The organism is Pseudomonas sp. 57B-090624 (assembly GCF_003234055.1).
In the GTDB taxonomy this organism is placed as follows: Bacteria; Pseudomonadota; Gammaproteobacteria; order Pseudomonadales; family Pseudomonadaceae; genus Metapseudomonas; species Metapseudomonas tohonis.
Genome location: NZ_QKRU01000049.1, coordinates 32,738 through 56,232 on the forward strand (window position 1 = coordinate 32,738; position 23,495 = coordinate 56,232).

The following is a 23,495-nucleotide window of genomic DNA, read 5'->3' on the forward strand; positions in this document are numbered from 1 at the left end:
GGTCAGCTCCCGACTCGGTCGATGAACAAACAGGCGGCGAGCAGATCGGCCGCGCCGCCCGGCGAGGCATTGAGCCCCAGCAAACGGGTTTCCAGTTCGCGCAGCCGGCGGCGCCCGTCGAGGCTGGCGCAGCCCCCGGCGTCGAGCACCGCGCGGGCGCCCCGCTGCATGGCGGCGAGCCCCTCGGGGCCGGCGCGCCAGAGCACGCAGGTGTCGGCCAGCTCGGCCATGATCGCCAGCAGCGCATCGAGCCGGGCGTTCTGCTCGCCGCTGCCCTGGGCGCGGCTGCGCTGCAGCTGCGGCAGGCCGTGCAAGCGCACGGCGGGGAAGCCCAGCTGGGCCTCCTCCCGCGCGCCCCGGGCGCCGTAGCGCTGGGCGACACGACTGCCGTGGCTGTCCTGCCGGGGCGCGGCGCGGTCATCGATCAGGGCGATGCGCGCGGCACGGGTGGTGATGCCTGCGGCTTCGGCCTTGGCCGGCTCCAGGGCGACGGCGGCCACCAGCAGGCCGAGGGCCCAGATGGCGCCGCGATGGGTGTTGACCCCGCCGGTGACGGCGAGCATGGCGGCCTCGCCTTCACGGCCGATGCGGCCCAGTGCCTCGCGCAGCGGCTGGCCGACCGTGCCGAGTTCGATGGCGGCTTCGGCCATGGCCTTGAAGGCCGGCCACAGCGCCAGCGCCGAGGCGTGCATCATGCCCAGGTGCAGGTCGGTGTGGGCGCCGCTGCCGCGCCGGTCCACCAGGGCCGGCTTGGGCGAGAGGTCGGCCTCGTCGATCAGGGCGTCGACGGCCTGGTCCGCCAGCCACTCGGCCAGGGGCAGCCCGGCGCTGGGTGCGATCAGTGCATTCATCACCAGCTCCTGAACTTGGCCGGGGGGTTGTAGAGGCCGCCGGACCAGTCCACCAGCTCGGCGATGCTCTTGGCCGCGAGCAGCTCGCGGGTCGCGTCGGTGCGGCGGATGCCGAGGTCCTCGGGCAGGGCGATCAGCCCTTCGCGGCGCATGCGCTCGGTGTCCCTGGGGTCGTGGCGCAGACCGATGGCGGTGACCCCGGCGACGGCGGCGATCATGGCGCGGCGTTCCTCATCGGAGCGCGCCTTGTACAGGTAGGCGATACCTTCCTCGGTGAGCAGGTGGGTGACGTCGTCGCCGTAGATCATGATCGGCGCCAGGGGCATGCCGGTCTTCCGGGCCACGTCGACGGCGTCGAGGGTCTCGACGAAGGTGGGTTTGCCGCCTTCCTGGAAGGTTTCCACCATCTGCACCACCAGCTTCTTGCCGCGCGCCAGCAGGGCCTCGGGCTCGGCGCGCATGTCCAGCCAGGCGGGGGTGGAGTGACGGCGGCCACGCGGGTCGTGGCCCATGTTCGGCGCGCCGCCGAAACCCGCCAGGCGGCCCCGGGTGACGGTGGAGGAATGGCCATCGCCGTCCACCTGCAGGGTGGCGCCGATGAACAGGTCCACCGCGTACTGCCCGGCCAGCTGGCACAGCATGCGGTTGGAGCGCAGGGAGCCGTCGCGGCCGGTGAAGAACACGTCCGGGCGCTGGGCGATGTAGCCCTCCATGCCCAGCTCGGTGCCGAAGCAGTGCACGCTTTCCACCCAGCCGGTCTCGATGGCGGGGATCAGCGTCGGGTGCGGGTTGAGCGTCCAGTTGCGGCAGATCTTGCCCTTCAGCCCCAGGGACTCGCCGTAGGTGGGCAGGATCAGCTCGATGGCGGCGGTGTTGAAGCCGATGCCGTGGTTGAGGGATTGGACGTTGTGTTTCTCGTAGATGCCGCGGATCGCCATCATCGCCATCAGCACGTGCACCGGCTTGATGTGGCGCGGGTCGCGGGTGAACAGCGGCTCGATGTAGAAGGGCTTGTCGGCCACCACCACGAAGTCCACCCAGGAGGCGGGGATGTCCACGCGCGGCAGGTCGCGCACGTCGTCCACCAACTGGTTGACCTGGGCGATGACGATGCCGTCGGAGAAGGCCGTGGGCTCCACCAGGGCCGGGGTGTCCTCGGTGCTGGGGCCGGTGTAGAGGTTGCCCTCGCGGTCGGCCATGAAGCCGGCCACCAGGGTGACGTTGGGGATCAGGTCCACCACCAGCCGCGAGTACAGCTCGATGTAGGTGTGGATGGCGCCGACTTCCAGCAGGCCGTCTTCCATCAGCTGGCCGATGCGCAGGCTCTGCGGGCCGGCGAAGGAGAAGTCCAGCTTGCGGGCGATGCCGCGTTCGAACAGGTCCAGGTGCTCGGCGCGGCTGACGCTGGGCATGATCATGTGCAGGTCATGCAGGCGGCCGGGGTCGGCCTTGGCCAGGGACCGGGAGAGGAAGTCCGCCTGCTTCTGGTTGTTGCCTTCGAGCACCACCCGGTCGCCGGGGGCGATCAGGGCTTCGAGGGCCTCGACGATACGCTCGCCGGGCAGCACCGCGCCATCGGCGAGGTGGCGCACGCGGTCGAGGCGGCGCTGCTTTTCCGCGCGCCGACGCGACCACTGCGGCGGTGGGGAGATTGTCGTTGTCATTGGAGGCTCCACGGGGTCCGCTGTCGTGGAGCGCACCTTAGGAGCGCGACCGGTGGGTCATCAATCAAGCCGGGCGTCGGATCGTTACGGCGAGGTTAACGATCCGCTGCGGTGGGGTGCCGGATGTAGGGTGGACCGCGCTTCACCGGTCCACCATGCGGAGTTGGGCATCATTCCGCTGGTGGACGTGAAAAGCGACGTCCACCCTACGCAGGCCTTCGAGATCGCCGTGTTGGGCCGGCAGTCAGAATGCCCTTTCCAGGTCGATCACCAGGGCGCGGTAGCCGACGCTGCCGGGCTGGCGGCTGTGGACCTTGAGCTCCACCTGCACCTCCTGGGTGCCGTACTTCACTTCGTTGAGCACGCTGGTGGTGAGCTTCTCCGGGGTCAGGTAGCCCACCGAGGCGGAGTAGATGAACTGGGTGTCGCGGTCGGCGCGGTATTCCACCACCGAGGTGATGGGGCTGTACCACGCATCCCCGCGCTCCTTGCCGTATTCCCACACCTGCTCGACGGTGCCCCGGGCTTCGTCGATGCGGTACTCCACCGCGCGGCTGTAGTTGCCGGCGAGCTTGGTGGGGGCGAAGTTTCGGCCCCAGCCGTTGTCGAACACGGTCAGCGTGCCGCGCCCGCTGAGCCAGGCGGTGTGCTGGGTCCAGGACCAGTCGAAGCCCTCGGCGTAGACGCCGTCCTGCTCCGCCAGCGCCTGGCCCTGGGCGTCCACCGGGGTCAGCACCTTGGCGCGCAGGCGCTCGGGCCAGCCCTTGGGCGAGGCGAGGATCCACTTCACCTGCTTGTCGCGGCCGATCTTCACCACGCCCTGGTGGCGGGCCGAGATGATGAGGCTGTCGTCGCTGGGGTCGTAGTCGATGGCGTTGACGTGGGCCCAGTTGCGCCCGGTGCCGACGCCGGGGGTGTCGCCGAAGGGCAGGTCGCCTTCGAGCAGTTCGTTGGCGGCGGTGTCGTCCTGTTTCTCCACGCCGGCGGGCAACTGGAGGGCGGCCTTGCCGAGGGTCTCCAGCAACTCGCCGCGATAGGGGTCGAGGATCTGGTTGAGGTCCCAGAACTCCAGCACGTCGCCGGCCTCGCTGACTTCGATGATGTGGTCGCGGATGGAGCGCACGCGCTTGCCGTCGGGGCGGCGGTAGTCGCTGGTGCCGACCCGCAGCAGGTAGGTGCCGTGGGGCGTCTCGCGGATCTCGTGGGAGAAGTCGGCGAACTTGTCCGGCAGGTTGCGTTGCCAGATGCGCCGGCCCAGCAGGTCGTACTTGGAGTAGGTCTGGCCCTGGCCCCAGATCAGCTTGCCGTCGCGGGTCTGCTGGAAGCCCATGGTGCCGCCCAGGCCGTCGCGGCGGTTGGAGTCGTGGATGCGTTCGATGTCCAGGTACCAGCGCACGTCGCCATTGCTGTCGGCGATCCAGTTGTTGCCCACCTGGTCCCATTCGGCGGCGCCGCCCAGGGCGTTCCACTTGAAGGCACGGCCGCCGGGGATCTCGCCCAGCAGGTGGTTGAACAGGTACAGGCGCTGCTCGAAGCCGGGCGCGACCTTCACCGGCTCCACCTCCGGCAGCGCGGCGGTCTGGCTGGCCACCACCGGCAGGCGCACCGCCGGGGCATACACCTGGTAACGCTCGACGATGCGCTCGCCATCGAGCTTGTAGGTCACCTCCACCTGGTTGACGTGGTCGGGGTAGAGGCCGAACACCGGGATGCCGCCGTGGGTCCAGAGCGCGCTGTCGGAGACCTCGTAGGCCAGGGTCACGCCGCGTTCGCCACGGCCCAGCACGCGGACATGGGCGGCGCTGATGGCGCGCCCGCCATCGCGGATCACGGCGGTCAGCGGCGCCAGCTGGTAGGGGTTGACCACCACGTCGCCCAGCAGGCGGGTGTCGGGGGTGGGTACGCGGGCGGTGATGCAGGCGCCTTCGGGCAGTTCGGGGGTTTCGGTCTTGGCGTTCATGGCCTGTGTCCTTCTAGAAGCCCCGGGGAGCGGGTCGCGAGCGGATTCGCTCCCACAGGGCGGGGGTGATCAGGGATTGGTGGAGACGCGGAACTGCTCCAGGGCCGGCGGGGTGACCGCCTGCTCGGAGCGCGGGGTGCCTTCCGGGACCCAGTCGTAGGGCACCGGCAGCGCGCGGTAGAGCCAGTTGCTGCGGGCGTTGCCCAGGGGCGCCTTGCCGAAGTAGGGGCTGACGTATTCCCAGACGATCTCGCCCTGGGCGGTGACCTGGAACACCCGGCCGAACTTGCCTTCGTCGATCAGGGTGTTGCCGTTGGGCAGGCGCCGCGCGCTGCTGATGAAGGCGCTGAAGAAGGCCCAGCCCGGCTGGCCGCTGTCGGCGGCGCTGTACTGCCAGACGATCTCGCCCTTCACCGGGTCGATCTCCAGCACCCGCGAGCCGCCCAGCAGGCTCAGCGGCACGCGCGGGTAGCCGGCCTCGCCCTGGTTGTCGAACACCAGCAGGTTGCCGGCGCCGGGCAGGCCGGCGGGGATGATGTGGGCATCGTGCTGGCCGGAGAACTGGTCCACCGGGCGCGGCACCTGGGCCGGCGCGTAGGGGTTGAGCCTGGGCAGGTTGGGCCCCAGGCGCCAGGCCACCTTGCCGGTCTGGCGGTCGATGATGGCGATGAAGTTGGCCTCGCGGGAGTCGAGCAGCAGGTTGTCCGGGTGGAAGCGCTTGTCGCCGCCGTCGAACCATTTGTTCGGGCCCACCGGGCCGAGGTTGTTGATGTGCAGCACGTCGGGGTTCTTGCTGGCGCGCACCAGCTTGAGCTGCTCGGCGGTGAAGCCGAACTCCTCCAGGTGCTCGGAGGCGGTCCAGCTCCAGGCCACCTTGCCGGCGGGAGTGACCTCGTAGATCACGTCGTCGATCACCTGGGGCACCTCGAAGCCCTTCACCGGGTGCAGCCGGTTGGCCAACACCAGGGTGTTGCCGTTGGCCAGCCGGCGCTGGTCATGGTGCTGCTGGGCGGCGCCGCCCGGGGCCTTGTCGCCCCATTGCCAGACCACCTGGCCGTCCCAGTCCAGCTCGCCCACCACCTTGTTGCGCAGGCCGTTGCCGGCGGAGGCCAGCGTGCTCGGCTCCTTGACCTCTTCGAGCTGCACGAACAGATGGCCGCGCTTGCCGCCGTTGAGCGCCGGGTCGATCAGCGCGGCGGGGAAGCCGGCGTTTTCCCAGCGCCGCACCTCGTTGCCGTTCATGTCGATGAGGCGGGTCTGCTTGTCCGGCGCGCTGAAGATCACGTAGCCGTTCCAGGCCCGCGCCGGGTCGTAGATCGTCACCCCGGTGGGGTAGACGCTGGGGGCCGCGGCGGCCTGGCCGGCGACCAGGGCGGCGGCGAGGCCGAGTGCGTTGAATTTCATGGTTCTTTCCTTGTGGGTAAGGGGCTCGCGTAGCCCCGCTGACTCAGAAGTCGTAGCGGGCGGTGGCGCCGAGGGTCCGTGGCGTGCCGAGGACACCGGCATAGCCGCCATTGGCGGAGTTCCACAGGCTGGTGAAGTAGGTCTTGTCACCGGCGTTCTTCAGCCACAGGGAGAGGTCGAGCACGCTGTCGCCCTGGTCCAGGCGCACGCCGCCGGAGAGGTTGACCACCGCGTAGCTGGGGATCTGGCCGTACTCGGAGTCGTCGATGGTGCCGACGGCTTTCGAGCGGAAGGCGTAGCTGGCGGTGACGTAGGGCTCGATGCGGTCCTGCAGCTGCCAGCGGTACTCGCCGTTGAGGTTGGCGATGTACTTGGAAGCGCCCACCACCTGGTGCCCGGAGAGGTCGCAGGAGGCCGGTGCGCCCGGTGCGAAGCCCACTTCCGGCGCGCAGGGCGCGTCCTTGTAGGCGAGGTAGCGCACGTCGTTCCACGAGCCGTTGGCGTTGAGCGTCAGGCCGCGCACCGGTTGCCAGGTGGTCTCCACTTCCAGGCCGCGCGAGCGCACCGAGCCGGCGTTGGTCAGGTAGGAGGTGCGCGTGCCTTCGTCGTAGGCGTTGGCCTGGTAGCCGTGGACCTCGGTCCAGAACAGGTTGGCGTTGAGCAGCAGGGTGCGGTCCAGCAGCGTGCTCTTGAAGCCGATCTCGGCGTTGTTGGCGCGCTCGGTGCCCACCAGCAGGGAGTCGGCGCCGGCAGTGGGGGCGCTGGCCACGGTGAGGTTGATGCCGCCGGATTTCTCGCCGTGGGACAGCGAGGCGTAGCCGAGCATGTCGGGGTTGATCTGGTAGCTCAGGGCGAGCAGGCCGGAGGGGCTGAAGCTGTGCTGGCTGAGGTCGCCCGAGTCGTAGGCCCCGACCCGGCCCCGGCGCGCGGTGGCCGCCGCGCCGCTGACCGCCGCGCCGCCGGTGGGGGCGAAGCGCTCGACCCAGGCGTCCTTCTCCTCGTAGGTGCCACGGATGCCGGCGGTGAAGTCCAGGCGCTCGGTGAGGTGCCAGGTGGCCTGGGCGAACAGCGCGTAGCTGTCGGTGTCGATGTGGCCGTCGCCCTGGGTGGTGACATTGGCCAGGGCGCCGGCGGGCGTGCCGTTCCAGATGTCGGCCTGGGGCCCGTAGTAGGTGAAGGCGTGGTTATCCAGGTCCTGCTTGAAGTAGTAGGCGCCCAGCACGTAGTCGAAGGCGTCGCCCTTGGGCGAGGCCAGGCGGATTTCCTGGGAGTACTGCTTGTCGCGCACCGAGACGCCGGCGTTGATCGCCGCCGAGACGTTGAGGCCGTCGTCGTTGCGCGGGGTGAAGTCCCACCAGCGGTAGGCGCTGATGGAGGTGAGGGTGAAGTCGTTGGGCAGGGTCCAGTTGGCCTCCACCGAGGTGCCGCCCTGGAACACCGTCACCTGCTGGTCGGAGTCGAAGTTGACCTTGCGGTCCTTGCCCGAGACGAGGGTGGCGCCGGCTGCGGCGGCGCGCTGCTCGTAGCGGTTGACCCCGTTGATGGTGGGGCCGGTGCTGTACAGGCTGAGGATGCCGTTGTTGGAATCCTCCTCGTTGTATTCGCCGATCCAGCGCAGGTTGAAGGTTTCGCTCGGCTCGAACAGCAACTGGCCACGGAAGCCCTGGCGCTTGCCGCCGTTGAGGTCGTCGCCGTTGTAGAGGTTCTTCACGTAGCCGTCGTCTTCGGTGCGGTAGGCCGACAGGCGCCCGGCGAGGGTCTCGGTGAGGCCGCCGGAGACGCTGCCCTGGGTCTGCCAGTAGCCGTCCTCGCCCACCGAGCTCTGGAGGCTGCGCTCGGTGGTGAAGGTGGGTTTGCGCGAGGTGATGTTGAGCACGCCGGCGGTGGTGTTCTTGCCGAACAGGGTGCCCTGGGGCCCGCGCAGGACCTCCAGCTGCTCCACGTCCAGCAGGTCGAACACCGCCATCCCCGGGCGGCCCAGGTAGACGTTGTCGAGGTAGACGCCGACGCTGCCTTCCAGGCCGTCGCTGGCGGGGTTGTTGCCCAGGCCACGGATGGAGATGCTCGACTGGCGGGCGTGGACGTAGGCGACGTTGGTGCTGGGCACCAGTTGCTGCAGGTCCTGCACGCGGTAGATGCGCTGGGTCTCCAGGGTCTCGGCGCCGAGCACGCTGATGGGCGTGGGCACGCTCTGGGCGCTTTCCTCGCGGCGGCGGGCATTGACGGTGACGGTGCCGAGGCGCTTTTCCTCGCTGGCGGCGGGCGTCTGCGCGCCGGTCGCCGCGGGGGCGTCGTTTTCGGCGGTTTCGGCCTGGGCCAGGCCGGCGGCGGCCAGCAGCACGGCGAGCGCCAGCGGTTTGAAGGACGGTGAAGGGCCGCTCGCGATGGCGAGGCGGCGCGGGATGACGCGATTCATGCACATGCTCCTGTGGGGGTCAGCCGAGCGAGCACTTCCGTATGGCGGAACCGAATCGCGGTGGCGAATCACTTATTCATCAATTGCATATTAATAGTTTTATTTCGTTTTTTGAGGAATAAGAGATTGCCTTTATAAGGAGCGGGGCCGCCTGCGGCAATTGCAATCCACCGAATCTTTTCATGTAGAAAATGCATATCGACCTGCGCCAGCTCCGCCACTTCGTGGCCCTCGCCGAACACCGCAGCTTCGTCGCCGCAGCGGCGGCGGTGAACCTTTCCCAGTCGGCCTTCAGCCGCAGCATCCAGGCCCTGGAGCACAGCGCCGGCTGCCGCCTGGTGGACCGCGCGAGCAAGGAGCTGCACCCCACCCGGCAGGGCCTGCTGGTGCTGGAGCATGCGCGGCGCCTGGTGCACGGCGCGCACAACCTGGCCAACGAGATCGCCCAGTTCAACGGCCTGCAGTCGGGGACGGTGCGCTTCGGCAGCGGCCCGGCGCCGGCGGCGCAGCTGATCCCCCGCGCGGTGGGAAGCTTCATCGGCGAATTCCCGCAGGTGCGGGTGCAATTCCAGGTGGACGCCTGGCAGGACCTGAACCGGCGGCTGGTCAGCGAGGAGATCGAGTTCTTCGTCGCCGACACCCGCCGCTTCGAGGCGGACCCGGACTACCGGGTGCACAAGCTCAAGCCGCAGAAGTGGCATTTCTGCTGCCGCGCCGGCCACCCGCTGGCGCAGCGGGAGGCGGTGCGCACGGCGGACATCTTCACCTACCCGCTGGCCACCACCTTCCGCCCCCCGAACATCCGCAAGGTGCTGGTGGACTACAGCGGCCGCCAGGACTTCACCCCCAACGTCGAATGCGAACACGGCTACGCGCTGCTCAACGTGGTGCTCAACTCCGACGCCATCGGCATCGCCGGCCAGGGCAACCTCGCGCCCTTCCTCGGCGAGGGCGCCCTGGTGGCGTTGCAGCCGGTGGACCTGCCGGCCGACCTGGAGGAGTGCTACACCCGCTACGGCGTGGTCAGCCGCGTCGGCTACAGCCTCTCGCCCCTGGCCCAGGCCATGGTCCGCCACATCACCGAGGCGGACGAGGCCACGCCGACCGGGCTCGCGGGCCTGGAGACCGATCGTTTCGGCGTCTGATCGCTATTGCCCCCGAAGCCGCCTGGTGGACGTGAAAGGCGACGTCCACCCTCGGCACCGGCTTTTCCGTGGGAGCGCATTGATTCGCGAAGGGATCGACGCCGATGCACAGAGCATGGAGCAATACCGGACGTAGGGTGGACCCCGCTTCACCGGTCCACCATGCGGAGTGGATCGGTACTCAGGCGCCGACCGGGGCTCCGCTGGTGGACGTGAAGAGCGACGTCCACCCTACGCCTGGCTCTACCTGCGGGGCTCAGAACTCCAGGGTGCTGGAGAGCTGCACCAGGCGCGGGTCGCCGATGGAGACGTTCCACTGGTTCACCGAGGAGCTGTAGTAGGTCTTGTCGAAGAGGTTCTTCAGGTTGAGCTGCAGCTTGAGACGCTTGTCGTTGCCCAAGGGCGTTTCGTAGGCGGCGAAGGCGTCGGCTACCGCGTAGTGAGGCAGGTTGAAGCTGTTGGCGACATCGCCCTCACGGGAGCCGATGTAGCGACCACCAAAGCCTGCACGCAAACGATCACCCTCGAACACCTGGCCGAAGTCATAGACCGCCGAGAGCGAGCCACTGCGCTTGGCAACGTTCTGCAGTTCGTTGCCCTTGTAGAGCGGGTCCTTGGTCAGCTCCGCATCCAGCCACGCAAAGGTGCCGATCAGGCTGAGGTTGTCGGTGACCTGGCCGGTGACATCCAGCTCAATGCCACGTGAGCGGACTTCACCCACTGCTCGGTTGGAGCCATCGAGTTCGGTCACGGCGACGTTCTCCTTGACGATATCGAACAGCGCCAGGGTGCCGGTGATGCGGCCCGGCATATCCAGCTTGGCGCCGATCTCCCAGCTCTTGCCCTCCTCCGGAGCCATCGCGTTCACCGATCCGGTCCCGCTCAGCGGCGCAATGGTGGAGTTCGGTTTAAAGGACTCGGTGTAGCCGCCGTAGAGGGACAGCTCGTCGGTCATCTTGTAGACCAGGCCGACCCGGGGCACCCAGAGCTGACCGTCGATATCGGTGTTCTTGGTGAACGGACGGCCGCGACCGGCGAGCTGGTCGTAGAGCTGGTAGCGCGCCCCGGCGATGAAGATCCACTGCTCGTTGAGGTGCACCGAGTCCTGGAAGAAGGCGGACTGGCTGACCACGCGGTCGGTCTGGTCGCTGTCGCTGGCGGCCACCGTGGTGGGCACCGGTACCTGGCCATAGACCGGGTTCCAGGGGTTGAAGCCGAGGCTGGTGTTCTGGCGGATCAGGTCCTCGCGGAAGAACTTGCGGTACTCGTGGTCCACGCCCATCAGCAGGTCGTGCTGCATGCCGCCCAGCTGCACCTGGCCGTCCAGGTCGAAGGTGGCGAAGTGCTCGGTGCTGACCGCGCCCCGGGTGCCGTCCAGGCGGCGCCGCAGCGTGCCGTTGGCGTTCTGGCTCTGCACCCGCGCCTGGTAGTCGTCGTAGGTGTCGCGGTTGTAGCTGTAGGCGAAGTGGGCTTTCCAGGCCTCGTTCAGCTGGTGTTCGAGGTCGAGGATCATCAGGTCCGAGCGGCCCTCGGTGACGTTGTAGGGCTCGTCCAGGCGGCGGGTGGCCGGCACCGACAGGGGCTTGCCGTTGAGGAAGATGGTGCCGCGGTCGAAGGGCACCGAGTATTCGCGGTGCTCGAAGCTGAGGTTCACCGTGGTGTCTTCGCCGTACCAGGCGAAGGAGGGAGCGAAGGTCTTGTCGCGGCTGTGGCCGAAGTTGCGCCAGTAGTCGGCGTCGTCGTAGTCGGCGATCACCCGGTAGGCCAGGCCGGAATCCCCCAGGGGGCCGGTGACGTCGAGGGTGCCGCCGCTGCCGTCCTTGCCGTCGCCGTAGGTGGAGGCGCGGCCGGTGATGGCGCGGTAGGCCTGCAGCTGCGGCTTCTTGCTGATGACGTTGATCACGCCGCCCGGGTCGAGGATGCCGTAGAGCATCGAGGACGGGCCCTTGAGCACTTCCACCCGCTCGGCGCTGGCGGTGAGGTTGCGGCCCTGGATGGTGCGCATGCCGTCACGCAGGATCGAGCCGTCGCGGTTGTCGCCGAAGCCGCGCTTCATCACCGCATCCAGGGTGCTGCCGAGGGTGTTGGCCTGGGTGATACCGCTGACGTTGGCCAGGGCGTCGTCGAGGTTCTGTGGCTGCTGGTCCACCAGCGCCTGGGCCGGGACCACGGCCACCGCCTGGGGGATGTCCAGCAGCGGAGTTTCCGAGCGCATCAGGCGCGTGCTGGGCGGTGGCTGGTAGCTGCCGGCGGCCAGCTGGCGGGAGTTGATGTTCACCGCGTCGAGGTTCAGCGCGCCGTCCTCGCTGCGGGGCACCAGGGTCAGGGTGCCGGCGTTGACCTGTGCATAACTCAGCCCGCTGCCCGCCAGCAGACGTGCCAGGGCCTGCTCGGCACTCATGCGACCGTTCACCGCCGGGGCCTGGACCTGGTAGGCGGCGTCCTCGGTGTAGACCAGCGCCAGGGCGGTGACCCGGGTGAAGGCGGCCAGGGCCTGGGGCAGCGGCTGCGCGGCGATGGCGAACTCGTGCACGCTGGCCAGCGCAGTGGCGGGGGCTTCGGCACCGGCGGCCATGGCCTGCGGCAGCACGCCGGCAGGGCCGAGGGCGAGCAGCGCCGAAACCAGACCGAGGCGCCTGAATGCGCCACCCTGCAACCGCGATGTCCTGTACTTCATGGGTGTGACCTGCCCCTGGCTGATGGATTTCTTTGCGAATAAATCGCATTCCACCTCCTACACGGACGTGGTGGGCAGATACCTCACCTGGAAATGAAAAATATTTTCAAAACGGTGCGGTCCGGCTTCTAACCTTATTCGATATCGGTATTTCCACCGCTCTCGTTATGCTCGCTATCCTCGCGCCATAACTTGTTATAACAAGTAAGGATCACGAGCGAGCGACGACATGGCCGAACTGCTTCCCCTTTCCCCGGTGCCCCTCTACAGCCAGCTCAAGGAGCTGCTGCGCGGGCGCATCCTCGATGGCACCTATCCCCCCCACAGCCGCATGCCTTCGGAGGCGGAGCTGGGCAAGGCCTTCGATGTCAGCCGCATCACCGTGCGCCAGGCGCTGGGCGACCTGCAGAAGGAAGGGCTGATCTTCAAGATCCACGGCAAGGGCACCTTCGTCGCCAAGCCCAAGGCGTTCCAGAACGTCTCCACCCTGCAGGGCCTGGCCGAGTCCATGACGCAGATGGGCTACGAGGTGCTCAACCGCCTGCGCAGCTTCAAGCAGGTGCCGGCCAGCGCGCTGGTGGCCGAGCGGCTGCAGGTGGAGGAGGGCAGCCCGGTGATCGAGATCAAGCGCGTGCGCCTGATCAACCGCGAGCCGGTGTCCCTGGAACTCACCTGGCTGCCCCTGGCGGTGGGCGAGAAGCTGGAGAAGGCCGACCTGGTCACCCGCGACATCTTCCTCATCCTCGAGAACGACTGCGGCATCCCCCTGGGCCACGCCGACCTCGCCATCGACGCCGTGCTCGCCGACAGCGACCTGACCCAGGCCCTGGAGGTGGAGGAGGGCTCGCCGATCATGCGCATCGAGCGCCTGACCCACACCGCCGACGGCGCGCCGCTGGACTTCGAGCACCTCTACTACCGCGGCGATGCCTTCCAGTACCGCCTGCGCATCGACCGCCAGAAGGGAGCACAGGCATGAACACCCTGGAGCAGGAGTACGACATCGTCGTCATCGGCGGCGGCACCGCCGGCCCCATGGCCGCGATCAAGGCCAAGGAGAAGAACCGCGAGCTGCGCGTGCTGCTGGTGGACAAGGCCAACGTCAAGCGCAGCGGCGCCATCAGCATGGGCATGGACGGGCTGAACAACGCCATCATCCCCGGCCACGCGACGCCCGAGCAGTACACCAAGGAAATCACCGTGGCCAACGACGGCATCGTCAACCAGGCCGCCGTCTACGCCTATGCCACCCACAGCTTCGCGACCATCGAGCAACTGGACCGCTGGGGAGTGAAGTTCGAGAAGGACGAGACCGGCGACTACGCGGTGAAGAAGGTCCACCACATGGGTGCCTACGTGCTGCCGATGCCCGAGGGCCACGACATCAAGAAGGTGCTCTACCGCCAGCTCAAGCGTGCGCGGGTGAACATCACCAACCGCCTGGTCACCACCCGCGTGCTGCTCGACGAGGACGGCGCCGCCTGCGGCGTGCTCGGCTTCGACTGCCGCAGCGGCGATTTCCAGGTGATCCGCGCCAAGGCGGTGATCCTCGCCTGCGGTGCCGCCGGGCGCCTGGGTTTGCCGTCCTCGGGCTACCTGATGGGCACCTACGAGAACCCCACCAACGCCGGCGACGGCTACGCCATGGCCTACCACGCCGGGGCGGAGCTGGCGAACCTGGAGTGCTTCCAGATCAACCCGCTGATCAAGGACTACAACGGCCCCGCCTGTGCCTATGTCACCGGCCCCCTGGGCGGCTACACCGCCAACAACAAGGGCGAGCGCTTCATCGAGTGCGACTACTGGAGCGGGCAGATGATGTGGGAGTTCCACCAGGAGCTCGAAGGCGGCAACGGCCCGGTGTTCCTCAAGCTGGACCACCTGGCCGAGGAAACCATCCAGACCATCGAGGAGATCCTCCACAGCAACGAGCGCCCCAGCCGTGGCCAGTTCCACGCCGGCCGGGGCACCGACTACCGCCAGCAGATGGTGGAGATGCACATCTCCGAGATCGGCTTCTGCTCCGGCCACTCCGCCTCGGGCGTGTGGGTCAACGAGAAGGCCGAGACCTCGGTGAAGGGCCTCTACGCGGCTGGCGACATGGCCGCCGTGCCGCACAACTACATGCTCGGCGCCTTCACCTACGGCTGGTTCGCCGGCGTCAACGCCGCCGACTACGTGGCCGGGCGTGACTTCGCCGCCGTCGACCCGGCCCAGGTGGAGCGCGAGCGCGAGCGGGTCTACGCGCCGCTGCACCGCGAGCATGGCCTGCCGCCGGCCCAGGTCGAGTACAAGCTGCGGCGCATGGTCAACGACTACCTGCAGCCGCCCAAGGTGACCAGGAAGATGGAGATCGGCCTGACCCGCTTCGCCGAGATCGAGCGCGACCTCGGGCAGATGAAGGCCAACAACCCCCACGAGCTGATGCGTGCCATGGAAGTCAGCGTGATCCGCGATTGCGCCGAGATGGCCGCCCGCGCCTCGCTGTTCCGCGAGGAAAGCCGCTGGGGCCTCTACCACCACCGCGTCGACCACCCCGAGCGCAACGACGCCGAGTGGTTCTGCCATTGCCACCTGAAGAAGGGCGATGACGGCGCCATGACCAGCTTCAAGAAGCCGGTGGAGCCCTACCTGATCGCCCTGGATGCGGAAGAACAGAGTGCCTACGACCGCCTGCGGGTGAAGACCGAAGCCGCCCAATCCGCGCTTTTCATTCAACCGTAGGGTGGGCTTCAGCCCACCAAATGGCGCTACGCAGGGCTTCCACGGTGGGCTGAAGCCCACCCTACAGAACAGAGAGCCCAAGGCTCCAAGGACCCGTGACATGGCCTTTCAACCCCAGGACATCTTCTTCCGCAGCAGCGCGCCGGTGACGGTCGACGAAGACAAGTGCATCGCCCACAAGGGCTGCACCGTGTGCGTCGAGGTCTGCCCGATGGACCTGCTGGCCATCAACCCGGCGACCCAGAAGGCCTATATGGCCTTCGACGAGTGCTGGTACTGCATGCCCTGCGAGAAGGATTGCCCGACCGGCGCGGTGAAGGTGGAGATCCCCTACCTGCTGCGCTGATCCGCTTTACCCACAAGAACGACACCCGCCATCCGGCCCGCCGCCGGACGCCTTGCCTGCAAGCCCCCTCGTTTCCCACCACCGACGATGTGGCGGAGACGACAACCCGACCAATGATTCGAGGGGAACCATGAGCCTACGTGCAACCATCGCCGGCCTCGCGCTGGCCGTTACCACCGCGTCCGCCTCCGCCGAGACCATCCGCATCGCCATCGGCACCCAGGACACCACCATCAACTGCGCCACCGGCGGCCTGCTGATCCGCGAGCTGGGCCTCTTGGAGAAGTACCTGCCCCATGACGGCAAGTACCAGGACGCCCACTACGAGGTGGAGTGGAAGAACTTCACCAGCGGCGCGCCGCTGACCAACGAGATGGTCGCCGGCAAGCTGGATTTCGGCGCCATGGCCGACTTCCCCGGCTCCTTCAACGGCGTCGCCCACCTCGACGCCGGCAAGCGCAGCCTGTTCATCAGCGTGCTCTCGGGCAGCACCCGGGGCAGCGGCAACGGCATCGTGGTGCCGGCCTCATCCAGCGTGCAGTCCATCGCCGAGCTCAAGGGCAAGACCATCTCCGTGCCCTTCGCCTCCACCGCCCACGGCATGCTGCTGCGCGCCATCGCCGCCCAGGGCTGGGACCCGGAGAAGGACGTGCGCATCATCGCCCAGCCGCCGGAGATCGCCGGCTCCTCCCTGCGCAGCAACCGCATCGAGGCCCACGCCGACTTCGTGCCCTTCGCCGAGCTGTTCCCCAACCGCGGCTTCGCGCGGAAGATCTACGACGGCTCCCAGGCCGGGGCGCCGACCTTCCACGGCGCGCTGGTGGACGCCGCCTACGCCGAGAAGTACCCGGAAGTGGTCACCGCCTACCTGCGCGCCAGCCTGGAGGCCGACCGCCTGCTGGCCGCCGAGCCGGAGAAGTACAGCGAGCTGATCGAGAAGGTCGCCGGCATCGAGGCCGAGGTGAACTACCTGTTCCACGGCCCCCTCGGCCTGCAGACCCGCGACCTCACCTGGAAGCCGGAATACCGCCAGGCGGTGGCCACCTCCATCGACACCCTCAAGCTGCTGAAGAAGACCGACCGCGGCCTGGACACCGGCACCTTCATCGATGACCGCTTCATCCGTGCGGCCTTCAAGGACGCCGGGCAGGACTACGACAAGGCGCTGAAGAACTACGCCCCGCTGCCGCTGGTGGCCAATGACGCCGCCACCGGCAAGCCGATCACCGACTTCAGGCGCCTGGCGCAGATTTGGGTGCGCGGCGAAGACAAGGTGCGCCACTACGCCTCCCCGGAAGCGGCCCTGGCCGCCCTGGCGCAGCTGGAGCAGGAGGGCAAGGACATCCGCGCCATCTACGCCCAGGCCACCGACAGCGGCATCAAGCTGCTGGCCAACCAGGCCTGGTTCGTGCGCAACGACAAGGGCGAGCTGTCCGCCTTCCTGCTCAAGGACCAGGCCGAGCGCTACGCCCAGGCCAATGGCGGCACCGCGCTGGACTTCACCAGCGCCAACCAGAAGCAGGCCCTGGCCAGCCGCTGAATACGCAGGCCGGTGCTGAGCGCAGCGAAGCCCAACGCACCCATGCCGAGCGGGGCCCTGTTGGGCCGCGCTCCGCTTGGCGCCAACCTGCAGGAGAAGCCCATGACATCCCTCTTTCGCTGGCCCCTGCGCCTCGCCTCCCTGGCCGCCTGCCTGCTGTGCTGGCAGCTGGCGGCCACGGCGCGGCTCGACCTGGGGCTGATCACCTTCAGCTACGTGCCCACGCCGGGCGCGGTGCTGGAGGCCGCCTGGCAGCTGGTGCATTCCAGCAAGCTGCTGGCGCACCTTTCCAGCAGCCTGGCGCGGGTGTTCGCCGGCTACCTGGCCGCCGCCATCGTCGGCGTGCTGCTGGGCCTGGCCATCGGCCGTTCGCGCTGGGCCGAGTACAGCCTGCTGCCGCCCCTGGAAGTGCTGCGGCCGATCCCGGCGGTGGCCTGGATTCCCCTGGCCATCCTGATGTTCCCGTCCTCGGAGCTGTCGATGGTGTTCATCACCTTCACCGGCGCGCTGTTCCCCATCCTGCTCAACACCGTGCACGGCGTCGAAGGCGTCGACCCGCGCCTGGTGGCCTCGGCGCGCAGCCTGGGTGCCGGGCGGCTGGCCATCCTGCGTGAGGTGATCCTGCCCGGCGCCGCGCCGAGCATCGTCACCGGCCTGGCCATCGGCATGGGCACCTCGTGGTTCTGCCTGGTCACCGCCGAGATGATTTCCGGGCAGTTCGGCATCGGCTACTACACCTGGGAGTCCTACACCCTGCAGAACTACCCGGACATCGTCGTCGGCATGCTGCTGATCGGCCTGCTGGGCATGGGCAGCAGCGGCCTGGTGAAGCGCCTCGGCGGCCTCGCCACGCCCTGGTACCGCACGCGGAGGAACGCCTGATGAGCGCATTCGAGCAGGCCGTCGAACCCGGCCGCATCGAGGGCCGGCAGCTGTCCATCCGCCTCGGCGAGGGCGCCCAGGCCTTCGACGCCGTGCAGGCGGTGGACTTCTCCATCGCCCCCGGCGAGTTCGTCTGCATCCTCGGCCCCTCGGGTTGCGGCAAGTCCACCCTGCTCGGCGCCCTGGCCGGCCACCTGCGGCCGCGCACCGGCGCCCTGAAAGTGGACGGGCGCGCCGTCGACGGGCCCTCGCCGGAGCGCGGCATGGTGTTCCAGCACCACACCTTGCTGCCCTGGCGCAGCGTGCTCGACAACGTCGCCTTCGGCCTGAAGATGAAGGGCATCGGCAAGCACGAGCGCCGTCGCCAGGCCGCCGAGTTCCTGCGCCTGGTGGGCCTTGCCGATTTCGCCGGGCGCTGGCCCGCGCAGCTCTCCGGCGGCATGCAGCAGCGCGCCGAGATCGCCCGGGTGCTGATCAACCGTCCGCGCCTGCTGCTGATGGACGAGCCCTTCGGCGCCCTCGACGCGCAGACCCGCTCGCGCATGCAGGAGCTGCTGCTGGATATCTGGACGCGCATCCGCACCACCGTGGTGTTCGTCACCCACGACATCGACGAAGCGCTGTTCCTCGCCGACCGCATCCTGGTGATGAGCCCGCGCCCCGGCCGCTTCATCGAGGACCTGCGCCTCGATTTCCCACGGCCGCGCCGCGCCAGCCTGCTGACCAGCCCCGGCTTCACCCACCTCAAGCGCCACTGCCTGGAACTGCTGCGCCACGAGGAAGGCCGCGAACTGCCGCGCCTCACCCCGCTCGGCCTGCCCACCGACCACCCGCCCTTGCGAGTCGCCCTATGACCCACCGCGAAACCGACAACCCCGAGATTCTCGACCTGCTGCCGCGCCTCGCCGATGAGGACGCCGGCGTGCGCCGCATCGCCCTGATCGAACTGGCCGACCTGGAGGACCCCGAAGGCCTGCCCTGGCTCACCGACGCCCTGGTGGCCGACGCGGCCGCCGAGGTGCGCGCCGAGGCTGCGCGCCTGCTGGAGGCCTGGGAAGAGCCCGATGTGGTACAGGCCCTCTGCGCCGCCCTGGCGGACCCCGCCGAGCCGGTGCGCCTGGCCGCCGCGCAGAGCCTGAGCGAGCTGAAGAGCCTGGATGCGGGCGAGCTGATCCTGCCCTGGGTGCGCCATGCCGACGCCTTCGTCCGCACCAGTGCCTTGCGCGCCCTGCGCGAGCTGCGCCTGGACGCCGCCGTCACGCCGGCCCTGCAGGCCCTGGAGGACGGTGATGCCGGCGTGCGCCGCGAGGCGGTGGGCATCCTCGGCTGGCTCAAGCGCAGCGATGCGCTGCCGGCCCTGGCGCGCCTGGCCAGCGATGATCCGGACACCGACGTGCGCCGCGCCGCCACCGGCGCCCTGGGCCTGGCCAGCGACGCCAGCGTGCTGCCGGCCCTGCGCGCGGCCCTGGCCGACGAGGCCTGGCAGGTGCGCGAAGAGGCCGCCACCACCCTCGGCAAGGTGGGCCTGGACGAGGCCGGCCCGGCCCTGCTCGCTGCCCTGGACGACAGTTACTGGCAGGTGCGCCTGCGCGCCGCCCGTGCCCTCGGCCGCCTGCGTCATCGCCCGGCCGCACCGGGGCTCGCCGGGCTGCTGGTGCACGGCATCGCCAACCTGCGCAAGGAAGCCGCGCTGGCCCTGGGCGAGCTGGGTGATGCGTGGGCCGTGCCGGCCCTGCGCGCGGCAGAAGCCGATGGTGATCCGGAAGTGCGCAAGGCGGTGCGCATCGCCCTGGTGCAACTGCAAGGGGCGGCCTGATGGACGCCCCCGCCGGCCTGCGCAATGCCCGCAGCGAAGGGCGCCTGACCCTGGAATGGCGCGATGGCGAGCGCCAGGCCATCAGCCACGCCCGCCTGCGCGGCGCCTGCCCCTGCTCGCAGTGCAAGGCGGCGCGCATCCGTGGCGCCATACCGCTGGTGGACGAGGCGGTGCGTCTCACCGCCATCCACCCGCAGGGCTACGGCGTGCAGCTGGTATTCAGCGATGGGCACGAGCGCGGGATCTATCCCTGGGACTACCTGCGGGGGTTGGCCGAGGCGCCGACGGTCCCGGGCTCCTAGCTCGTAGGATGGGTAGAGCGAAGCGAAACCCATGCTGTTGCCGGAGACTCCGCATTGATGGGTTTCGTACCTCGCGGAACGCCGCCCGACCCATCCTACGAAAGCGGTTCATGCGGGCGAGGCGGAGCTTAGAAATCCACTTCGAAGTGCCAGCGGATTTCCTGCTCGGCGAGGGCGTTGAGCACCCACTCGTATTCCTGGAGGTCTTCGAGGAAGTCGGTGGAGTTGGACAGCGCGCGCGGCTCGGTGACCAGGTGGCCCTGCAGGGCGCGTACGGTCTTGAGGCCGTCCTCGGCGTTGAACCACTGCTCGTCGGGCAGGCTGTCGCCGAGGTCCGGCATGTCGCCTTCTTCGAGCAGATCGGCGAAGTCGCCCGGGTCCTGGCTGACGAAGGCCCAGAGGGACTTCACCTTGAGCCGTTTGCACAGCTCGTCGAGTTCGACCTCGTCCACGCTGGCCACGGCCTTGCCGTTGACGAAGTCATCGATGCCCGCGAGGGGCTTTTCAGGAACTATGTAGATGGCTGCACTCATGGCTGACGGGCCCTGTCTATGTTGGCTCTCACTCCAGTTAGGCAGCCAGCATAGCGACAGTTCCCCCCGAAAAAGGGGGGAACGAACAGGTTTGCCAAGGGGTTCACACGCGTTTCAGGAACTGCGTTGCGACCCCAGTACATGACGGCAGAAGCCTACGCACACCAGGGCGAAGACCAGCAGGCCGAGCCACTGTGCGGTGCCCGAGAAGCCTGCCTCGACCAGGGCCAGCGGGGCGTCCTGGCCGGTCCCGCCGATCAGCCCGGCGAGCAGGATGCCCATCAGGCTCTCGCCGACGATCAGGCCCGAGGCGAGCAGTACGCCACGGCGGCGCGGCACTTCGGCGTAGCGCTCCGGGTCTTCCCCGGCGGCCTGGGCGCGGGCCTGCAGGCGGCCCTCGATCACCCGGCTGAGCACGGCGCCGACCACCAGGGTCATGCCGATGGTGGGCGGCAAGTAGATGCCCAGGCCCACCGCGAGCACCGGCAGGCTGGCCTTGCTGGTACGCCGCAGGATGATGTCGATGAGGATCAGCGCGACGCCGAGCACCACGCCGATGAGGATCATGTTCCAGTTCAACGCGTTCTTGAAAATGCCGCTGGCGATGGCCGTGAGCAGGGTGGCCTGGGGCGCGGCCAGGGCCTGTTGCGGGTCCATGCCCTCACGGGGCAGGGCGCCGGCGAAGCCATAGGCGTTGTAGAGCAGGTCGAGCACCGGCGGGATCACCAGGGCGCCCGCCAGGCAGCCGACGATCAGCGCGACCTGCTGGCGCCAGGGCGTGGCGCCGACCAGGTAGCCGGTCTTGAGGTCCTGCAGGTTGTCGTTGGAGATGGCCGCAATCGCCAGCACCACGGCGGTGGTGAACAGCGCCAGGGCGATGGCCACCTTGCCGCCGGCCAGTTGCAGCAGGCCGGTCTCCAGGCTGCCCATGCCGAGGATCAGCAGCGAGACGAGGATCACCGCGATGATGCCGATGCCGGAGATCGGGCTGCTGGAGGAGCCCACCAGGCCGGCCATGTAGCCGCAGGCGGCGGCGATCAGGAAGCCGAAGAAGAAGGCGAACAGCACGCAGCCGGCGACCATGCCCCAGAAGCCCGGGCCGGTGAGCTCCGGTGCCGCCTCGTGGAGGAAGAAGCCGAACACGGCGAACAGCGCCAGCAGCAGGATGCCGGCCAGCGACAGGATGGCCCGCGCCGAGAGGTCGCGCTCGGTGCGCGCGGTGCTGGCCTCGGCCTTGCCGCGCACGGCCTGCAGCGAGGTCCACACGCCCTGGGCCATGGGCTTGAACAGGGTGGCCAGGGTCCAGAGCGCGGCGATGCCGATGGTGCCGGCGCCGAGGAAGCGCACCTGGGAGCTCCACAGCTGGGTGGCCAGGTCGCTGATGGCCTGGCCGGCGGCGGGCGTGGCGTTGATGGTGAGCAGCGGCACCGCGACCCCCCAGCAGATGAGCACGCCGATGAGGATGGCGATGCCGGCGGTGATGCCCATCAGGTAGCCGGCGCCGACCAGGGCGAAGGAGAACCCGGTGGTGAAGCGGAAGGCGGTCTGCCCGGCCGTGGCCCAGACGCTGATGCCTTCGCCGAGCACCTTGAAGCCGCTGCTGCACAGGCTGAAGGCCGCGGCCACCAGGCCGCCGCCGAGGATGTCGCGCAGGCCGGGCTCGTTCCTGTCGCGGGCGGCGGGCTTGCCGTCGGCGCCCTCGTCATCGCCGCTGCCGACACGCAGGATCTCCGCCGCCGCCACGCCTTCGGGGTAGGGCAACTCGCTCTGCACCACCATCACCCGGCGCAGGGGGATGGTGTAGAGCACGCCGAGGATGCCGCCGATGGCGCAGATGGCCGCCGTCTGCCAGAAGGGGAAGCCGGCCCAGTAGCCGATCATCAGCAGGCCGGGAAGGATGAAGATGATCGAGCTCAGGGTGCCGGCCGCCGAGGCCTGGGTCTGCACCATGTTGTTCTCGAGGATGTTCGAGCCCTTGAAGTAGCGCAGCACCGCCATGGAGATCACGGCGGCGGGGATCGACGAGGCGAAGGTCAGCCCGACCTTGAGGCCGAGGTAGACGTTGGAGGCGGTGAACACCAGGGTGATCAGCGCGCCGAGGACCAGCCCGCGCAGGGTCAGTTCGGGCAGGTCGAGGTGGTCGGGGATGCGGTCCGTCATGGGGCTCTCCAGGGCTATGCCGGCGCGCATTCTGCCGGCAGGGGGAAGCCTAGACCAGCGGGTGCGGCCTTTGGTTGCAGGGAACGGACGTGAACGTGCAGGGATCGGCCATGGTGTTCGCGCTGACGCCTTGTAGGGGCGACTCGTGGGAGCGAATTCATTCGCGAAAGGAGCGCGAAGCGCTCCCCGGTGTTGCCAAGGGCAGCCTTGTAGGCTGCTTCGCGAATGAATTCGCTCCCACAGACGGTGGGCGGGAGCCCCTTAGAACGGCTTGTCGCCGAGGATGGTGGCGCGGTGCATCACGCGGCGGGCGGGGCGGTAGTCGTCGACGGCGAAGTGCTGGGTGATGCGGTTGTCCCAGAAGGCCACGTCGTTCTCCTGCCAGCGCCAGCGCAGGGTGAACTCCGGGCGGGTGGCGTGGGCGAAGAGGAAGCGCAGCAGGGCGTCGCTTTCCGCCGCCGACAGCTCGTTGATGCGGGTGGTGAAGCCTTCGCTGACGAACAGCCCCTTGCGCCCGGTGACCGGGTGGGTGCGCACCACCGGGTGGCTGACCGGCGGGTGCTTGCGCTTGGCCGCTTCCAGTTTCTCGCGTTCCTCCGCCGTCAGGCTGAAGCGCTCCTCGGGAAAGGAACGGGCCAGGTCGTGGGTGGCGGTGAGGCCTTCGAGCATCCGCTGCAGCGGCGCCGAGAGCGCCTCGAAGGCGGCGCTGCTGCTGGCCCAGAGGGTGTCGCCCCCCACCGGTGGCAGCAGCTTGGCGCTGAGCACGGCGCCCAGGGCCGGGGTTTCCATGAAGGTCACGTCGGTGTGCCAGAGGGCGTTGTCGCGCACGTCGGTGACGGCGGTGTCGAGCACCAGCACTTCCGGCTGCTCGGGGATGTTGGGGTAGATCGGGTGGATGTGCAGGTCGCCGAACTGGGCGGCGAAGCGTGCCTGCTGGGTGGGCTCCAGGGGCTGGGCGCGGAAGAACAGCACCTGGTGCTTGAGCAGGGCGGCCTCGATGCCATCGCGGTGTTCGGCACTCAGCGGCTCGCGCAGGTCGACGCCGACGACGAGGGCGCCAAGGGCGGGGCTGAGG

At 68.8% G+C, this 23,495-nt stretch carries 18 protein-coding genes; 9 read left to right on the plus strand and 9 right to left on the minus strand.

The window, feature by feature from the left end; genetic code table 11:
* Positions 1–2 precede the first annotated feature (2 nt).
* The 5 genes from DMX10_RS21740 to DMX10_RS21760 form a co-directional block, all read right to left on the minus strand.
* A complete protein-coding gene (locus tag DMX10_RS21740) occupies positions 3–851 on the minus strand; it encodes a triphosphoribosyl-dephospho-CoA synthase (RefSeq protein WP_111263022.1) in 849 nt (282 codons plus the stop codon).
* Entirely contained in the window at positions 851–2,515 is a 1,665-nt protein-coding gene (gene mdcA / locus DMX10_RS21745; RefSeq protein ID WP_111263023.1) for a malonate decarboxylase subunit alpha, read from the minus strand. Before mdcA ends, DMX10_RS21740 begins: the two co-directional genes overlap by 1 nt.
* Before the next feature lie 244 nt (positions 2,516–2,759).
* Positions 2,760–4,475: an aryl-sulfate sulfotransferase gene (locus DMX10_RS21750; RefSeq protein ID WP_111263024.1), complete on the minus strand. Its 1,716-nt coding sequence runs from the start codon at positions 4,473–4,475 to the stop codon at positions 2,760–2,762.
* Positions 4,476–4,544: 69 nt separating this feature from the next.
* The gene (locus DMX10_RS21755) at positions 4,545–5,879 is read right to left on the minus strand and encodes an arylsulfotransferase family protein (protein ID WP_111263025.1); all 1,335 of its coding nucleotides are present in this window, start codon (positions 5,877–5,879) and stop codon (positions 4,545–4,547) included.
* A gap of 43 nt (positions 5,880–5,922) precedes the next feature.
* Positions 5,923–8,283: a TonB-dependent receptor gene (locus tag DMX10_RS21760; RefSeq protein WP_111263039.1), complete on the minus strand. Its 2,361-nt coding sequence runs from the start codon at positions 8,281–8,283 to the stop codon at positions 5,923–5,925.
* Positions 8,284–8,486: 203 nt separating this feature from the next.
* Between DMX10_RS21760 and DMX10_RS21765 the strand changes: the two genes are divergently transcribed.
* Positions 8,487–9,440 carry a LysR family transcriptional regulator gene (locus DMX10_RS21765; RefSeq protein WP_111263026.1) on the plus strand — a complete coding sequence of 318 codons (954 nt, stop codon included), beginning with the start codon at positions 8,487–8,489 and terminating at the stop codon, positions 9,438–9,440.
* Between the two features lie 256 nt (positions 9,441–9,696).
* On the opposite strand, the gene DMX10_RS21770 is transcribed toward DMX10_RS21765, so the two are convergent.
* Positions 9,697–12,117 carry a TonB-dependent receptor gene (locus DMX10_RS21770; RefSeq protein ID WP_111263027.1) on the minus strand — a complete coding sequence of 807 codons (2,421 nt, stop codon included), beginning with the start codon at positions 12,115–12,117 and terminating at the stop codon, positions 9,697–9,699.
* Positions 12,118–12,346: 229 nt separating this feature from the next.
* Here DMX10_RS21770 and DMX10_RS21775 point away from each other — a divergent pair, with 229 nt between their 5' ends.
* The 8 genes from DMX10_RS21775 to DMX10_RS21810 all read left to right on the plus strand — a co-directional run bounded on the left by DMX10_RS21775 (position 12,347) and on the right by DMX10_RS21810 (position 19,727).
* Complete coding sequence (locus DMX10_RS21775) at positions 12,347–13,096, plus strand: GntR family transcriptional regulator (RefSeq protein ID WP_111263028.1); 750 nt, start codon at positions 12,347–12,349, stop codon at positions 13,094–13,096.
* Entirely contained in the window at positions 13,093–14,841 is a 1,749-nt protein-coding gene (locus tag DMX10_RS21780) for a fumarate reductase/succinate dehydrogenase flavoprotein subunit (RefSeq protein ID WP_111263029.1), read from the plus strand. Before DMX10_RS21775 ends, DMX10_RS21780 begins: the two co-directional genes overlap by 4 nt.
* 100 nt (positions 14,842–14,941) lie before the next feature.
* Positions 14,942–15,187, plus strand: a complete 246-nt coding sequence (locus tag DMX10_RS21785) for a ferredoxin family protein (RefSeq protein WP_111263030.1) — start codon at positions 14,942–14,944, stop codon at positions 15,185–15,187.
* Between the two features lie 130 nt (positions 15,188–15,317).
* On the plus strand, positions 15,318–16,727 hold the full coding sequence (locus DMX10_RS21790; RefSeq protein WP_111263031.1) for an ABC transporter substrate-binding protein: 1,410 nt from the start codon (positions 15,318–15,320) through the stop codon (positions 16,725–16,727).
* Positions 16,728–16,829: 102 nt separating this feature from the next.
* Positions 16,830–17,609, plus strand: coding sequence for an ABC transporter permease (locus tag DMX10_RS21795; RefSeq protein WP_111263032.1), 780 nt, complete (start codon positions 16,830–16,832; stop codon positions 17,607–17,609).
* Positions 17,609–18,463 (plus strand): ABC transporter ATP-binding protein, encoded by an 855-nt coding sequence (locus DMX10_RS21800; RefSeq protein ID WP_111263033.1) that lies wholly within the window; start codon positions 17,609–17,611, stop codon positions 18,461–18,463. The genes DMX10_RS21795 and DMX10_RS21800 overlap by 1 nt, the downstream gene beginning before the upstream one ends.
* Entirely contained in the window at positions 18,460–19,425 is a 966-nt protein-coding gene (locus DMX10_RS21805) for a HEAT repeat domain-containing protein (protein ID WP_111263034.1), read from the plus strand. Before DMX10_RS21800 ends, DMX10_RS21805 begins: the two co-directional genes overlap by 4 nt.
* The gene (locus DMX10_RS21810) at positions 19,425–19,727 is read left to right on the plus strand and encodes a gamma-butyrobetaine hydroxylase-like domain-containing protein (RefSeq protein ID WP_111263035.1); all 303 of its coding nucleotides are present in this window, start codon (positions 19,425–19,427) and stop codon (positions 19,725–19,727) included. Before DMX10_RS21805 ends, DMX10_RS21810 begins: the two co-directional genes overlap by 1 nt.
* Positions 19,728–19,855: 128 nt before the next feature.
* Here the strand turns inward: DMX10_RS21810 and DMX10_RS21815 are convergent, their stop codons facing one another.
* The 3 genes from DMX10_RS21815 to tauD form a co-directional block, all read right to left on the minus strand.
* On the minus strand, positions 19,856–20,260 hold the full coding sequence (locus tag DMX10_RS21815; protein ID WP_111263036.1) for a hypothetical protein: 405 nt from the start codon (positions 20,258–20,260) through the stop codon (positions 19,856–19,858).
* A 114-nt stretch (positions 20,261–20,374) separates the two neighbouring features.
* A complete protein-coding gene (locus DMX10_RS21820; protein ID WP_111263037.1) occupies positions 20,375–22,420 on the minus strand; it encodes an OPT family oligopeptide transporter in 2,046 nt (681 codons plus the stop codon).
* Positions 22,421–22,681: 261 nt separating this feature from the next.
* Positions 22,682–23,495, minus strand: an 814-nt coding sequence (tauD, locus tag DMX10_RS21825) for a taurine dioxygenase (protein ID WP_111263038.1), incomplete at its 5' end; no start/stop codon positions are given.